The organism is Limosilactobacillus panis (assembly GCF_019797825.1).
GTDB lineage: Bacteria > Bacillota > Bacilli > Lactobacillales > Lactobacillaceae > Limosilactobacillus > Limosilactobacillus panis_A.
On the sequence record NZ_CP081855.1, the window covers coordinates 1,975,247 to 1,989,921 of the forward strand.

The window sequence follows — 14,675 nt, forward strand, 5'->3', positions numbered from 1 at the left end:
CGTCAACTAGTAAAGCGCTCAGAGCCATTGTTGTTCATAATTAATTTTGCCGGTTCAACACTGCCAACCCTTGGTCAAGGACATCGTCTTCAACCTTGACCGTAAGGAACCGCTGGAGGGGCGTCTCACTATGGCGGTTCTTGAAGGCCATTGGTTCAGCTGCCAGAATTACAACCGGCAGGTTATTTTCCGTTAGCATCAACTGGCCAGGGCCCTGGTATTTCCCCCTTGTATGCTTACCGGTCCGCCAGGTATGCAACTTAGCATCCCCGTTCTGATCAACCTTCAGTTGGTACTTGCCGTCGGCGTCCGTCTCTACCGGAATCCCCGTAAACTTTTGCACGTCATACTTATCTTTCTTACTCATTTTCTTTGATGGCCTCGCCTTTAGTCGTGATCTCTAGCAGGTGGTAAAAGTACCCCGCCTGCATTGCCGCTGCCCAGGTGCCGCGTTGGACATCTTCTTCATCAATAATCAGGGATAGCATTGCGTTTGCCGCCCGCACATTGTTGATTAGGATTACCTGCCCAACCGTGACTGCCGTCATTTTGGGGTGAACATGAAAGTGGCGTAGCACTTTCCGGTACTTAGGTACGTAAACCGGGCTCTGCTTAAACTTGCGGACAAAGTTGAGGAGTTCTTGGTCGTAAAGGGGGTAGCCGGCACGAATCAGTCCATCTTCCGGACGCGAAATCGTCCACGCTGCCTTTCGCCCAATCATTTTCTTAAAGTACTTCTGCTCAACCTGCCAGTTCATTTACTTCACCTTTTATCTTTTTCTTTTAGTGTACCGATTTTTGCGATGAATGTCACTCGCCAGGGCGAATAAATTAGTGGTATTGTGGAGGTAACTAATAATAGGGGGTAATTTAGATGAAACAAGCACCGATTACTGCAGAACAAATGCGGCATTATGATTCATACACCATTAACACAATTGGGGTCCCGTCACTGGTCCTCATGGAACGGGCCGCCCTGGCTGTACGGGATGAAATTCTGAACGCCTTCCCACTCAACCTCGGACACGTTATCGTGGTCGCTGGTAGTGGTAACAACGGTGGCGACGGTCTTGACGTTGCCCGCCTCCTTCACATTGCCGGCGTCCGGGTAACCATCGTAAACGTTGGTAACCCGGGCCACGCCTCTGATGAGCACAAGGTTCAGGATAAGATTTGCCAGTACTACCAAATCCCACAAACTACCGACCTGGCAGTACTAAAACAGGCAACTCTAATTGTCGACGCCATGTTTGGTATCGGAATTGACCGACCCGTCAAGGGGAACTACGCCGACGCCATCAAGGCCATCAACAACTGTGATGCGGTCGTCGTCGCCGTTGACATGCCATCCGGGATCAACACGGACAGTGGTGAAGTAATGGGGGTCGCCGTCAAAGCCACCACGACCGTTACCTTTGCCTTCAACAAGGTTGGCCTGACCAAGGGTGCTGGTCAAAAGTATGCCGGGCGAATCGTTATCGCTGATGATATGGGTACCTACGCAACTGACGAATAATTATCAAAGGCGGGATAAAAATGATCCACAATGAAACAATTAATCACCAAGTTAACCACCGGACCATCCGGGCGTTTAAGGAACAACCGTTAAATAAGGAGCAGTTGACAACCTTATACGAAGCTGCCCGTCACACTTCCACCAGTATGTTTATGCAGCAATTTAGTATTCTTCACGTTACGGATCCACAACTGCGCACCCAGATTCGCGAAATTTCTCAGCAGCCGTATGTCGGCGCCAACGGGGACCTCTTCATCTTTATCGTCGACCTCTACCGGAACCAACAGATCAGGGAGCAGGAGGGCAATGATGATGGCCGCCTACACACTACCGACATCTTCATGCAGGCCGTAGAGGACACCACCCTGGCTGTACAGAACTTTCTCACGGCCGCCGAAAGTATGGGCCTGGGTGGGGTTATCCTCGGGTCCATTCAGAATAATTTGGAAAAACTCGTCCAGGTTCTTAATATGCCGAAGATGACCCTCCCCTTTCTTGGCATCCAGGTTGGGGTTCCGGACCAAGAACCGCAACTAAAGCCCCGGCTGCCACAACGGTTTATTGCCTTTGAAAATCACTACCCACGGGACTTCAAAGTTGCCGACCTGGTAGAATATGACCAAGTTGTCACCCAGTACTACGACCTCCGGGATGCTAACCGCCGGATTGACTCCTTCACCAAGCAAATCAACGGCGATAAGTTAAATAAACATTTCACCAAGCGGGACGAGTTCGCCCTGGTCGCCCAAAAGCAGGGGTTAGCCCTCGACTGGGGAAAGGACTCGCCAAAACAAAACATCAAGTAGGCTCATTTATAAATAGATTTTTAAACGCGTGGTGCTAGTGAAACTTTTCTAGACAATACTCCATATTAGATGCTAAAATTGCCACTTCTAACCGTTCTTGAAAGCCTGCTAAACTTCGCGCACGATTATTTTCGGCATTATAGTATTTTAATAACGAAAAGTCGGTCTCAATCGTTCGGCGAATTGCTTTTAGGATTCGTGAATTATGCTTCTTAGCGCCAGCCATGTTTTGACGAAATGGAGTCCAAAGCTCATAGCCATCACTAACTAGGTCGGTATGAAGCTGACGGCTAACATAGCCAACATCTGCTAATAAAAAGTGCTCAAGTGGCATAGTGTTTAAGATTAATTCTTCGGCGACCTTACTATCATGGACAGAAGCTTTAGTAACGATGTAGTTGAGCAAGTAACCATCACTACTAACAATCATGTGGACTTTAAACCCATAGTAATACTGTTTTTTCGTAGCGTTATAGCCAATATCAGTACTTCCCCGAAAAATCTTGGCTCGATAATTGCGAACTGGATGACAAACTGGTACTGGAAAGCTATCAATAATTAGGAATTGTCCATGTAAATCAACATCTTGGTTTAGCTTTCGCCTAATTAAACTGAGTAACGGTAGTAATTGGCGAGTGCGACGGTTGAAACGTGACCGAGAAATGGAGCTCACCAAGATCATACAAAAGCGTCGTTGCGATTCGATTCCTAACTGAGTTTGGCAAATCAGAAGGGCTATTAGGGTACTATCATCAACTTTAACTTGGTTGATGTTCGGTCGTTGAACGAGCTTTTTAGGTGCATAAAGCTTATACCAGCGATGGCAGGTACGGTTTAATTGAGCAAAATTAACTTGTAAATGATGGCAATAGTGGTTAGACTTAAGAAGGTTCAACATGATTAAGGCTCTTTTCTATTTAAGTTTTGTATCACTTAATAGTCTAACCATGTTGGGCTTTTTTTGTAAAATCAAACATACTAATGAGTACTAGCACCACGCGTATTTTTAAGATTATTCCAATTGCCTTCTAGGAAGAATCACCATCCTGGTACAATAGAGCTATCAAATTTACTAGGAAGTAGAAAGAAGGTGCAACTATGCTTGAATTTTACCGAATATCTGCCCACCATTTAACTGTACTCGAGCCCAGTGCAGGTGCAGATGTTATATTGACGGCTAACCCGACCATAGCAGAACAAGAACAACTGTGTCGGCTATTGACCTCGACTCATTAACCTTTGCGTTCTGTAATTCGGCAGAAGAGGTCTCACGCTTCCATTCCATTCCGAGCACTGTTATTGAAGGTGCCGCTGTATTGGTCCTTTACGATTTTATCAACCATTACGATACCATTGAGCAGCAGCTCACACCGGCGATCATTATCTTTAACCAGTCATGCTTAATCATCTATACTAACGCGATTACGGTCTGCCGGCAGCTCCTGATTAAAGCCATCAACAAGGGCAGTACTCTTTTAGACATTGTTTTTAGTTGCATTAACCTCTGGCAAGACCGTCTCCTAAAAGCCCTCCTTAGTTACAAGAAGCAAATTGATGAGCTTGATACTAATGCTTCGCAAACGGTTAAGAACACTGAACTGCGGGAAATGACGGACCTTACTCGTAAACTGGTCTTCTTTGAACATACCATGAATGACCAGAGTGAAACTCTTACCGCCTTCTTTGACGCGCCCCAATTACAGTCATTTAGCCATAAGGTGATTGATAATACCCAAACCCGGCAACGGCGGCTTACTAAAACAATTCACATATATCGTGACCTGCTTTCGTCGATTGGCAGCTTATTTACCGCAATGATGAACAACAACCTCAACCATTTAATGAAGTACTTAGATTCCGCTGGCCTGGTGATCGCAGTTATCGCCCTCGTAACCGGCTTTATGGGTATGAACGTTGGCGGATTGCCTTGGAAAACATCCACCAATGGCTTTATTCTTACCTGCATCGTTGCCCTTATCCTGGCAACTGCAACCGGCATTTACCTTAAACGAAAAAGATTTAGTGACTAGCCAGAAGCTAAAAAAACATCAGAGTGCGCCTCGGGCTAGTATAGGACAATCGTTGGCATGGTACGGGCCGGCGATTGTCTGTAATCAATGGAATTGCTTCGCGTCGCCACGAAGCTAGTCTGTAGTTTTTCTGCGATTACTGTGTAATATTCAAAGAGGCTGGTGAGAAAACTTTGGTTTTCTCACCAGCCTCTCTTTTTGCAGTTTCAATGCTACCCAATTTTTACTTCAGATACTTAGCGGGGTCTGCAACAAAGTCCGCAACCTTAACGTCTACGGTGTCCTTAGTTGCCGCATTCTTTAACTGGAACTGACCTTCACTTACTTCACGGTCACCAAAGACAGCGAAGTACTTCGCATTGCGCCGGAAGGCTTCCTTGATCTGCTTACCAACTTTCACGCCACTATAATCCTTGTCTGCCACGATTCCCTGCTGGCGGACCTTGTTAAGAATTTCAAATGCCAGGTTGTCACCCTTGTCATCGGCACTTGCCAAGAAGAGGTCCACCTTATCAGCGGGGGCGAAGTCCGGGTTCTCTTCCTTAAGGAGAATCATCAACCGTTCCACTCCCATTCCGAAGCCGATTCCCCCTTCTTCTGGACCACCAAGTTGGGAAATTAAGCCGTTGTAACGACCACCGGCGCAAACCGTCGTGTAGCCGCCACCAAAGGCTGGTGAATCGGACATGATTTCAAAAATGGTGTGGTTGTAGTAGTCCAACCCCCGGACCATGTTACTATCAATCTCATAATCAATCCCGAGTTCCTTTAAGAGGGCCTGGACCTGGTCAAAATAGGATTGGGATTCGTCGTCCAGGTAATCCAGAATTGATGGGGCGTTTTCAACAATCTTCTTGTCTCCCTCATCCTTACTGTCAAGGACACGGAGGGGGTTCTTGTAGAGCCGTTCCTGGGAGTCCTTGCTTAGTTCGTCATAATGGGGCTTCAGGTAGTTGATCAAGGCTTCCCGGTAGTCCTTTCTAACCTGTTTATCACCAAGTGTGTTGATAACTAACTTCACGTTTGGGACCCCGAACTGCTTGAAGAGGGTCATCGCCATCGCAATAACTTCCACATCAATTTGTGGTGACTCGTTGTTCAGGGCTTCAACACCGATTTGGTGGAACTCACGTTGGCGACCGGACTGTGGCCGTTCGTAACGGAACATGGGGCCCATGTAGTAAACCTTGTACGGCTTCGGGTATTCCGGACCGTAAAGTTTATTTTCTACGTAAGCCCGGACAACCCCCGCGGTACCTTCTGGTCGGAGGGCAATATGACGGTCACCCTTATCGTGGAAGTCATACATTTCCTTTTCAACGATGTCTGACGTATCACCGACGTTCCGAGAGAAGACATGGTAGTCTTCAAACATTGGCGTCCGGATTCCCCGGTAACCGAATTGCCGGAAAACTTCCCGGGCTTTTGCCTCAACCTTTTCCCAGACATTTGTTGTGCCTGGTAGCAAGTCTGCTGTTCCTTTTGGCTTTTGATAATCCATTTCTGTTTCTCCTTTCATCAAAAAAGCCCCCTAAGGCCATTCAACCTTAGAGGGCGATTTACTCACTGTCCCACCTCTATTTACAGTAACCTCACAGTTACTGCCTCACGAAGTCATAACAACTTCCCGATGATAACGGGTCGTCCCGGAAGCAACTACTTAATTCACCGCTCCAGCTCAGTAGAGGTGGATTCGCAACCACTGCCAGCTCTCAGCTAAACTGGCTCTCTGTTAAGGCGTGGCTGTTTTTGCCCTACTTCTTTGCAATTACATTAGTGATTTTAACATAGGTCACTAATTTTGGGTATTATTATTTCTGTTATCTTTTAAGCGGCGCCACGAAAGGACGGCGCAGAAAACGAGCAAGAGGGTAATCGTCATCATTAAGAAAACAGAAATGAAGAGCTCTTGGTAATTGCCCCGTTCGATAACAAAGCCACCGTAGAGGGGTCCAATTGCCCGACCTACCGAAATCGTAATGTTAAGCAGACCTTGGTAGTGCCCCGCCTCATTTACATCTGTCAGCTGGGCAATCCAGGCAGGAAGGCCCGCAAAACTCGTCATTTCACCGATTGTCAATATTATAAAGTCAATGATAAAAGCCCAGAGGCTCCGGGCAACAATGAGGAAGAGAAACGATGATGCAAAAATCAAGATCCCCACCATGATCTGGTTGGAGAGCTTGACGTAGGGGCTAAGCTTGTTCACCAGGGGCTGACCAACAATGATCAACAGACCATTTAAAGTCCAGAGCATACTATAAGCATAGAATGGGATCCCCATGTTAGTCATATGAACAGCCATCACGCTTTCCCAGAGGGAGTAGCTGAGGTGGATGGTCATAAAGTTGAGGAGAATTAACCAGATCAATACTAAGGCTCGGTGGTGGGTCGCCACTGACCGCTCCTTCCCCGTTGGCTGCTTAGCCTTGGGCGGCAAGCTCACCCGGACATTAAGGGCCAAAACAACAACCAGGGTTAGGAGAACATAGAAGACAGTGGCAACGCTAAAGACCAGAACGACACTAATTGGTAGCAAGGCCCCGACAGCCAGGGTCCCAATAACGACCCCCACGTTGAAGGCCATATAAATGTAGTTGAAGACGTAGCGCGAACTGTGGTCGGTGACCAGGGCGCCGTAGGAATTAACGATGGTCATGTTAATCCCATCACCAAAGCTATCGAGCATCATTAAAACCGCAAACCAGGGCCAACCGTGCGCAAAAATCAGGGCAAAAATGGCCAGTGTTGAGATACTGACCCCCATGACGGCGGTCCGGTACTGGTCCCAGTGGTCGAAAAGCCAACCACCAAGGTAGTTTCCCGTCATCATGCAGATCGACATGAAAAGCATTACGACCCCCGCAGTCGTCAGTGTTTCGTGCAGGTAATTATGCATGTACATCGTTGTCAGCGGCCATAAAAAAGCAGCCCCGGTGTTATTTAGCAAACTTGCCAGGGCCACCCATTTTAATTTTACGCTTGTCTGCTTTTTCATTATCCTCCCAACTTTCTTGCCATCCCTACCGTTCGTGAACCATTTCTGATGATGGAACCCGTAGTAAAGTATAAACTTCCGCCGTCCGGTTAGCACGAAGGCCTAGTCCGTTTAGCAGGGTATTCTTGTAGTTAACCGTCATTTCAGCCGCAAATGCGTGCCCCGTCTGCCGGTCTTGCTTCTTCAACTTCGCCTTGTCCCACGGTAGACTGCTTGCGTCTAGTGTGATGATCCGGTCCCCATCAGCCACCGATCCGTAATGGGAATTGGTTGTGTAACGGTTACCGTTTGCCCAGTAAGTATAAGAAACGATTGGGTGCTTACCGTTTTGGCTTCGGGTTGCCATAACGTAATAGTAGTCATTGTTCTTGTTGTGAATCTGCAACGGTGAGTACTTCATTGTGATTCGCGTTTCATTGTGATTATTGATGTCTGCCTGGCGGAAGAAAGTCAGATAAAGCATCCCGCCCAGCCAAATGGCGGCGACCAGCAGTAAAGCGACGTAACGCCAAAAGAGTTTAGGTGAAAAGGCCTTCTTCGTCTTAGCGATTAACATCAATTGTTGAACACGAATGTAATGAATTACGTAGCAGAAAAACACGATTGCTAGAATCCACAATAGCCAACCTAACCAGTTCCAAGTCATAATCTCTTTCGCTCCATTTCTTCGTCATGATTCTATACTCTGATTATCACACATATTGGAGTTCTTGTCCCCACCCACCAATGGAATTTAAGATTAATTTTTGCTTTTCTTTTTGTAAATCCGCAAACTGTGCTAAACTAAATTTTGCTCCAGCAAAGGACATAAGAATAGTAATGTAGTTGAAAAGCTGCCCGAACATCAAGGAGGAATTAATTCATGGACAATTTGAGTGAGTTAGCCAAAGAACTAATCAAATTTGAGCGTGATAACGACTTAAATGATAATGAAGTTGCTTTTGGAAGCCACCTATCAGTAGAGCGGATTCACGATATTAAATCATCAAATTCTGCTGCAACTTCTGAAGAAGCCGAATTACTCCAACGTTTTATGCAAAGTAAGTAATTACGGGACCAATCTCGTGGGACTCGGGTCCACTTACCACCAATAAAAAGAGCAAGCTAGTAATCAAAATGATTGCTGACTTGCTCTTCTTTTATTCATGAAATTCAACTGGTAAGGTGACTGACGAAACGGCGACAGTTGGTTCAGTTACCCGCTTAAGAAGGGTCTTAATTAAGGCGGCGGCTAACTTGGGGATTGGCTGAATAACCGTCGGCAGTTGGGGAGCAATGCGACGAATCAGCTGTGAACCATCATAGCCAGTGATGAAGAAGTCCTGTCCCATCCTTAACCCCTGTTGCTGATAAATCGCGGCAATTTCAAGAGCCTGGACATCGTTTGAGGCCACCACCCCATCGTAAATACCAGGGAAGGTCGTTGAAAAGTCAAGGTCTCCTAAAGCCAGCGGATCAAAGCTGCAATGCTTTTCCGTCAACTGGTCCAGGGCCCCCTGCAGCCGGTTCAGCGTTGGTGAAGCAGACGTGTCTTCATCAACAATCACTGCAATGTGGCGGGCGTTTTTCCGTAGCAAGTATTCCACGGCGAGTTGGCCGCCGCGGTAGCTGTCAGAAGCAACGATAGGAATGTTGTCAGCCAGGTAGCGGTCAAAGGAAACGATGGGCGCGGAGATTTGATGGTACTCCGCAATGTCTAAGTTATGGGAACCAGAAATGATCCCGTCAACCTGGTTGGCCATCAGCATACTAAGGTACTCGTGTTCAATTTCGGGATTTTCCGCCGATGACGCGATGATTGCCTTATAGCCTTGATTAAAGAGTTGGCGCTCAAGTTCATTGACTAACTCCGCGAAAAAGGGGTTGGTCAGGTTAGGGAAAATCAGGCCAACAAACTTAGAAGGTTTCCCCTGCATTGCCCGCGCTAGTGCATTGGGCTGGTAGTTAAGCTCCCGCATAGCTTCATGAACCTTTTTAATTGTTTTGGAGCTGAGTGATCCGTAATTATTGATTACCCGTGAGACGGTCGTTACGGAAACCCCAGCCAGTTGTGCAACATCTTTTAACTTTGCTACCATGTTAAATTTCCTCGCATCCCTAGTGTTAAACTACTTCATTATAGCCTAGTGCCACCCCAACTGGAATCACTTTCTTTAATTTAGTAGAGATTAAGTATGAAATTACTATCATCTATTAAAAATGTTTTTCACGTGATAAAGTGGGATCAAAAGGCCAAAGTTAGTGGTTAAATTGGTTATTTTAAACTGTTCAAAATATAAATTTACTTATTTTATTTCTAATAGTTCATTGACGCATATCAAAAATAATGCTACCTTAATTAATAGTGAAATCTTAATAACTTCTTAACTTTTTTGTGCAAAATTATTCAGGGAAGAAAGACAGTCTTCCGATTATCTTTCAACTATCACTTTTAAATGACAGGGGAGCTTAATCAATGAATCAACAGGTAAACGCTAATTCAAAGCACTTCAAAATGTATAAAAGTGGTCGCAAGTGGATGGTTGCCAGCTTAACTGCGGTAACACTGCTCACTGCTACTGGGGTCGTTGCCCACGCTGACGAAAACAACGCAAACGACCAACCGGCAGCCGTTTCAAATGTTAATGCGGACAGCCAAGCAGCTAACCAACAAAGTACTGCAGTAAACAATGTGGCACCGGCATCTGCTAGCACAGCAGCCTCACAAGCAGCGACGGCCAATAACACCGTTTCCAGTGCTACTAACCAGGACAACAGTGCTCAGGCTACTTCAACACAGAGCTTTGCTGCCCAGACCAACACTCAACAGGTTAACTTAAACTCACTTCACTTTAGCAACAATGCCTCATCCCAACGCTTTATTGAAAGCGTAGCGCCGGGTGCAATTAACGGTTGGAACAAGTACGGTGTTCTGCCTTCCGTAACCGTTGCTCAAGCAATCATCGAAAGTGGCTGGGGCCGGTCTGGTTTAGCTACGCAAGCCCACAACCTCTTCGGTATCAAGGGCTCGTATAACGGTAACTCGGTTACGATGCCGACCCGTGAAGTATACGGTGGCCGGTCTGTTTACATCAACGATGCCTTCCGTGCTTACGCTAACAACTCACAATCTGTTGAAGATCACGGAAGCTTCCTATATGTCAACAGTCGTTACCATAACTTGCTTGGCGACACTAATTATGCTTCTGTTGCCCGGAAACTACAGGCCGATGGTTACGCAACCGACCCTAACTACGCCAACGCATTAATCCGGATGGTACAGACTTACGGATTAAATCAACTGGATTCCGTAGCCATCTCTGGTAAGACGGTTATCAATAAGCAGCAAAATGATAACTCATCGAGTAGTTACGCAGGCAGCACTAATTACTACACCGTTCACAGTGGCGACACTTTATCCAGCATCGCTAACCGCTTCTCCACAACGGTTAACACCCTGGCCCACTTAAACGATATTCAAAATGTCAACAGGATTTACGTTGGCCAACGACTCCTCGTTCGTCAGTCAGCACCGGTCAACAACCAAAACACCACGACGACTACCACGACAACGCCTAACCAAAATCACACCACTGCACCGGTCAACAATAACAACACAGTTAAGACATACACTGTCAAGAGTGGGGACACTTTGTCCGCTATTGCTAACCGGTTTGGTATGAATTACATTCAGCTGGCGCAAATCAATAACATTCGAAACGTCAACCGGATTTACGTCGGGCAAACTTTACGGCTGCAAGCACAAGTCAATAATAGTACGGTTAGCCAACCGGTCCACAATAACACCAATAATGTTAAACCGGCACCAGCACCGGCACCAACTACTAACAACGCTGCTTACACTGTTAAGAGTGGGGACACCTTGTCCGGCATTGCAAGCCGCTTTGGGGTTTCCTACGAACAGCTGGCCCGACTTAACAACATTGCCAACCCAAACCGGATCTACGTTGGGCAAGTCCTGCGGGTAAATGGTCAGGCCGCACCACGTTACAACAACTACAGTCGGTCATCGGCAACGGCTAGTGTCCGGGGTGGCTACACCGTTAAGAGTGGGGACACCCTCTCTGGTATCGCTGCACAGTACGGCCTCAACTGGCATACTTTGGCACAACGTAATAATTTACAAAGTCCCTACACCATCTACGTTGGACAACGACTGGCCTTCTAATCATTTGGAAAATTTGTTTATAAAAAGCAAAAGTGCTTAACAGCCTTTTGCTTTTTTGTCGTTTAAATCCTAAAATAAGGTGTAATATAGTTAGTTCGTTTTAGCGTAAGAAAGTAAGGGAGAGCTAATGGCGACGCGTATTTCTGGAGAATTACCAAATATTATCAAAATCAGCAGGCTTTTCAAGGTTCTTGGTAATCCCAAGCGACTGCAATTAATCTACCTTCTGATTCAAAAATCAATGAGCGTTTCAGAGATTAGCTCGGCACTAAAGTGGGAGCAATCCGGCGTTTCCCACCAGCTGCAGCTGCTCCGGAAGTATAACCTAGTCCAGCAGCACCGTCACGGTAAAGTAGTTATTTACCACCTTGACGATCCGAAAGTAATGACCCTAATTGCCGACGCCCTTAGTCATGCAGAAGACATCGTTAAATAAAAAGTCTCCGTATGACTATAGACGGAGATTTAAAGGCGTTACGACGCGGCGCCTGTTAGGTTTCCCATAATTACGTTGTCATTCAGAAAGCAAAAAGGATGAGGCTGGGAGAAAACTTTGTTTTCTCACCAGCCTCATCCTTTTTGTATCTCCAAACATTAGGAATTAGGGAAAGCCATCGGCTAGCTTCGCGCCGAAGCGTATTCCTCGTGTCTAGCGCCGCGCAGCAAGTCTATTAACTGATACTTTTCCCAACTTTCCCTTTAGCGCCTTTTCAGACAAACTTGAGTTGGAATTGGTCGTCACTCTGAATATCCTTAACCGTGACGCTTTCCCCGTCATGAAATTGGTCCTGGTCCACCCAAAAGCCAGGATGTTCATGGCTGTAAAATTTAAAATTGTAGTATGGTGCTGAGCTCTCTTCACTGACCGTCATCACCCCTTGAGAACCATCGGAGCAATGAATCGTTTGCGTCTTATCATTATCATGGACAAAAATCGTTGTCACTTCTAACACCTCCATTATGTATTATAACATAACTTTGGTATACCTAAAAATAAAAAGTATTGTTGTTTAAATTAATAATCAATTATGCTGATAATGTTAATTAATCAGCACTTACTCCACACATAAAGAAAGGACCCGCCACGTTCTTACACACGCAAAGGGTCCCTTCTTTATTTTGTTATATTAGTCAGCCGCCAAGGCATCAATTGGGTTCAGACGGGCCGCACGTCGGGCCGGTAACAGTGCTGCAATGAAGGAAATCACTACCGCAACCGCAAAAGCGAAGATAACGTTCCCGGCCGTTATTTGGACGATATTGTATTTGATCATCCCGTATAAGGTGTGGTTCAAAATCATGGTCACGACAATGACAATAACCAATGCTAAGACCGCTGAGAATAGTCCAATAAAGATTGATTCTGACGTAAACAGGCGACGAATGTCCTTCTTCCGCTCACCAAGTGCCCGCAGAATCCCAATCTCCTTGGTCCGTTCCGATACCGACATATACATCGTCACAATAATCATCAATGCGGAAACCAGGAGTGAAATTCCAGCAATGGCCGCCAGGATGGTTGAAGCAAGGTGAACGTAAGTGTTAACCGTCTTCAGGATTGAGCCAACCGTAATTGCCCCAAACATGCGCTCACCCTTAGCATTCTTGAGGTTGTTAATGCGGTTAGCAACCTTTTGGACGTCAGAGAGGCTGCTAGCACTCACCGCCACAAAGTTCGGGCTGGTGACGGCACCGCTGTCCCGCAGCATTCGTTGCATTGTACCGTAGCTGACCGTTGTCTGGGCACTGGCCCCTTCACTGAGGCCGGCCACCTTCACAGTCCCGTTAATGGCAACGGGGTCCCCCTTACTGTTTACCCAGTTAAAGGAAATATTAACCGGCTTGCCAATAATCTTGCGGTAGTTCTTTGCATCGGTCAGCTGGCTGGCCTGCTGCTTCGTCAAGACAATCTCATTGCTGCCCGGCCGGTGACCATGCTTGATTGAGCTAGATGTCACTGACTTATTCCAGGTCGTCAGTGTGGTTCCACTCTGTTGCAGTTTCTTGTATGACAGACGGTAACCACTGATTATGTTCCCTTTTTGAACGCTGGCTACCCCATCAACTTTACCTAGTCGGCGAAGGGCGCCACTATCGATCATCATTGACTGGGGATCCGCGGAAAGGTTTTGCATTAATGACGATTGAATCTGGTCCTGGGTTAGATGTTTCCCAGTCGGGTTCTTAAATACCGTAATTGAACGGGGATTGGTCAAGGAATTAATTTGGTTCTGAATGTAGCCATTAATTCCATTGCCCAGACCGCTGAACAGAAGGACGGCAAAAATACCAATTGCCGTTCCCAGCATAATTAGCGAGTTACGCCAGAAGTTATACATCAGGTGTTTAAAAGACATCCGGTAGCTAGCCATCGCCGGGAGCTGTTGGGACTTAACCACTGTGGGGTCCTTAGGAAGGTCATAAGCTGGTCGAAGCCGCTCGTCTCCGTCAATTTTGCCATCGGCCAAGTGTACGACCCGGGTTCCATGGTCCGCAACTTCTTGAGAATGGGTAACCGCAATGACGAGCTTGCCATCCTTGGCAATTTGGTCTAGCAGGGTCAGAACCCCCTGGGTATTTTGCGAATCAAGGGCCCCCGTGGGTTCGTCAGCAATGATAATCTGGGGATCACTGGCAAGGGCCCGGGCAATTGCTACCCGCTGTTTCTGCCCCCCAGACAAGTGGTTAGGATGTTTGTGGGCCTGGTCGCTCAAGCCAACCTGGTCAAGGAGCTTTAGTGCCCGCTTGCGCCGCTCTTCCCGAGAAAGTGCGGTCATGTCCAAAGCCACCAGGACATTATCTAACACCGTTAAATGGGAAATCAGGTTATATGACTGGTAGATGTAGCCGACCATTGACCGCCGGTAGTCATCCAACTGCTTTTCTTGCTTATGGTCAAGTGGGGTCCCCTTAATCAGAACCTCACCGGAAAAGTTACGGTCCAACCCCCCAATGATATTCATCAGAGTTGATTTTCCCCCACCGGACTCACCTAAAATCGAAACAAACTCGCCCCGCTCAAATTGAAGGTCAATCCCTTTTAAAACCGGAAAGGCTTGTTTATCAAGATAGTAGGCTTTCTTAATATTGTGTAATTCTAAAAAATTCTAAAAAAGCCATTATTTTCTCCTTACGATTATTTAGCTTAATTATACCA

The 14,675-nt window shown here is 46.5% G+C and carries 15 protein-coding genes; 6 read left to right on the forward strand and 9 right to left on the reverse strand.

What is annotated here, in order from left to right; genetic code table 11:
* Positions 1-40 precede the first annotated feature (40 nt).
* Both KZE55_RS09405 and KZE55_RS09410 read right to left on the reverse strand, forming a co-directional pair.
* Positions 41-367 (reverse strand): DUF7671 family protein, encoded by a 327-nt coding sequence (locus KZE55_RS09405; protein WP_222258261.1) that lies wholly within the window; start codon positions 365-367, stop codon positions 41-43.
* The gene (locus KZE55_RS09410) at positions 360-758 is read right to left on the reverse strand and encodes a hypothetical protein (protein WP_222258262.1); all 399 of its coding nucleotides are present in this window, start codon (positions 756-758) and stop codon (positions 360-362) included. Before KZE55_RS09410 ends, KZE55_RS09405 begins: the two co-directional genes overlap by 8 nt.
* A 116-nt stretch (positions 759-874) precedes the next feature.
* On the opposite strand from KZE55_RS09410, the gene KZE55_RS09415 reads away from it, so the two are divergent.
* Together KZE55_RS09415 and KZE55_RS09420 are read left to right on the forward strand one after the other, a co-directional pair.
* Positions 875-1,516 carry an NAD(P)H-hydrate epimerase gene (locus KZE55_RS09415; protein ID WP_222258263.1) on the forward strand — a complete coding sequence of 214 codons (642 nt, stop codon included), beginning with the start codon at positions 875-877 and terminating at the stop codon, positions 1,514-1,516.
* A 20-nt stretch (positions 1,517-1,536) separates the two neighbouring features.
* The gene (locus KZE55_RS09420; protein WP_222258264.1) at positions 1,537-2,322 is read left to right on the forward strand and encodes an NADPH-dependent oxidoreductase; all 786 of its coding nucleotides are present in this window, start codon (positions 1,537-1,539) and stop codon (positions 2,320-2,322) included.
* Between the two features lie 34 nt (positions 2,323-2,356).
* Here the strand turns inward: KZE55_RS09420 and KZE55_RS09425 are convergent, their stop codons facing one another.
* Complete coding sequence (locus tag KZE55_RS09425; protein WP_222259876.1) at positions 2,357-3,217, reverse strand: IS982 family transposase; 861 nt, start codon at positions 3,215-3,217, stop codon at positions 2,357-2,359.
* Positions 3,218-3,530: 313 nt separating this feature from the next.
* On the opposite strand from KZE55_RS09425, the gene KZE55_RS09430 reads away from it, so the two are divergent.
* Complete coding sequence (locus tag KZE55_RS09430; RefSeq protein WP_222258265.1) at positions 3,531-4,352, forward strand: magnesium transporter CorA family protein; 822 nt, start codon at positions 3,531-3,533, stop codon at positions 4,350-4,352.
* A gap of 223 nt (positions 4,353-4,575) precedes the next feature.
* Here the strand turns inward: KZE55_RS09430 and hisS are convergent, their stop codons facing one another.
* The 3 genes from hisS to KZE55_RS09445 all read right to left on the reverse strand — a co-directional run bounded on the left by hisS (position 4,576) and on the right by KZE55_RS09445 (position 7,996).
* The gene (hisS, locus tag KZE55_RS09435) at positions 4,576-5,853 is read right to left on the reverse strand and encodes a histidine--tRNA ligase (RefSeq protein ID WP_222259999.1); all 1,278 of its coding nucleotides are present in this window, start codon (positions 5,851-5,853) and stop codon (positions 4,576-4,578) included.
* Positions 5,854-6,147: 294 nt separating this feature from the next.
* Positions 6,148-7,350, reverse strand: a complete 1,203-nt coding sequence (locus KZE55_RS09440; protein ID WP_222258266.1) for an MDR family MFS transporter — start codon at positions 7,348-7,350, stop codon at positions 6,148-6,150.
* A gap of 25 nt (positions 7,351-7,375) precedes the next feature.
* Positions 7,376-7,996 carry an LVIS_2131 family protein gene (locus tag KZE55_RS09445; RefSeq protein WP_222258267.1) on the reverse strand — a complete coding sequence of 207 codons (621 nt, stop codon included), beginning with the start codon at positions 7,994-7,996 and terminating at the stop codon, positions 7,376-7,378.
* Positions 7,997-8,212: 216 nt separating this feature from the next.
* Here KZE55_RS09445 and KZE55_RS09450 point away from each other — a divergent pair, with 216 nt between their 5' ends.
* Positions 8,213-8,398: an LBP_cg2779 family protein gene (locus tag KZE55_RS09450; protein WP_047770387.1), complete on the forward strand. Its 186-nt coding sequence runs from the start codon at positions 8,213-8,215 to the stop codon at positions 8,396-8,398.
* Between the two features lie 91 nt (positions 8,399-8,489).
* On the opposite strand, the gene KZE55_RS09455 is transcribed toward KZE55_RS09450, so the two are convergent.
* Positions 8,490-9,428, reverse strand: coding sequence for a LacI family DNA-binding transcriptional regulator (locus KZE55_RS09455; RefSeq protein ID WP_222258268.1), 939 nt, complete (start codon positions 9,426-9,428; stop codon positions 8,490-8,492).
* A gap of 377 nt (positions 9,429-9,805) precedes the next feature.
* On the opposite strand from KZE55_RS09455, the gene KZE55_RS09460 reads away from it, so the two are divergent.
* Positions 9,806-11,518 carry a LysM peptidoglycan-binding domain-containing protein gene (locus KZE55_RS09460; protein ID WP_222258269.1) on the forward strand — a complete coding sequence of 571 codons (1,713 nt, stop codon included), beginning with the start codon at positions 9,806-9,808 and terminating at the stop codon, positions 11,516-11,518.
* Between the two features lie 127 nt (positions 11,519-11,645).
* Positions 11,646-11,954 carry an ArsR/SmtB family transcription factor gene (locus KZE55_RS09465; RefSeq protein ID WP_047770381.1) on the forward strand — a complete coding sequence of 103 codons (309 nt, stop codon included), beginning with the start codon at positions 11,646-11,648 and terminating at the stop codon, positions 11,952-11,954.
* A gap of 274 nt (positions 11,955-12,228) precedes the next feature.
* Here the strand turns inward: KZE55_RS09465 and KZE55_RS09470 are convergent, their stop codons facing one another.
* On the reverse strand, positions 12,229-12,462 hold the full coding sequence (locus KZE55_RS09470; RefSeq protein ID WP_047770379.1) for a hypothetical protein: 234 nt from the start codon (positions 12,460-12,462) through the stop codon (positions 12,229-12,231).
* A gap of 183 nt (positions 12,463-12,645) precedes the next feature.
* A complete protein-coding gene (locus KZE55_RS09475; protein WP_222260001.1) occupies positions 12,646-14,604 on the reverse strand; it encodes an ABC transporter ATP-binding protein/permease in 1,959 nt (652 codons plus the stop codon).
* Positions 14,605-14,675 lie beyond the last annotated feature (71 nt).

Bases quoted from the DNA above. Each gene is read 5' to 3' on its own strand.
- KZE55_RS09405 (WP_222258261.1), bottom strand. From the start codon at position 367: ATGAGTAAGAAAGATAAGTATGACGTGCAAAAGTTTACGGGGATTCCG.
- KZE55_RS09410 (WP_222258262.1), bottom strand. From the start codon at position 758: ATGAACTGGCAGGTTGAGCAGAAGTACTTTAAGAAAATGATTGGGCGA.
- KZE55_RS09415 (WP_222258263.1), top strand. From the start codon at position 875: ATGAAACAAGCACCGATTACTGCAGAACAAATGCGGCATTATGATTCA.
- KZE55_RS09420 (WP_222258264.1), top strand. From the start codon at position 1,537: ATGATCCACAATGAAACAATTAATCACCAAGTTAACCACCGGACCATC.
- hisS (WP_222259999.1), bottom strand. From the start codon at position 5,853: ATGGATTATCAAAAGCCAAAAGGAACAGCAGACTTGCTACCAGGCACA.
- KZE55_RS09440 (WP_222258266.1), bottom strand. From the start codon at position 7,350: ATGAAAAAGCAGACAAGCGTAAAATTAAAATGGGTGGCCCTGGCAAGT.
- KZE55_RS09445 (WP_222258267.1), bottom strand. From the start codon at position 7,996: ATGACTTGGAACTGGTTAGGTTGGCTATTGTGGATTCTAGCAATCGTG.
- KZE55_RS09450 (WP_047770387.1), top strand. From the start codon at position 8,213: ATGGACAATTTGAGTGAGTTAGCCAAAGAACTAATCAAATTTGAGCGT.
- KZE55_RS09455 (WP_222258268.1), bottom strand. From the start codon at position 9,428: ATGGTAGCAAAGTTAAAAGATGTTGCACAACTGGCTGGGGTTTCCGTA.
- KZE55_RS09460 (WP_222258269.1), top strand. From the start codon at position 9,806: ATGAATCAACAGGTAAACGCTAATTCAAAGCACTTCAAAATGTATAAA.
- KZE55_RS09465 (WP_047770381.1), top strand. From the start codon at position 11,646: ATGGCGACGCGTATTTCTGGAGAATTACCAAATATTATCAAAATCAGC.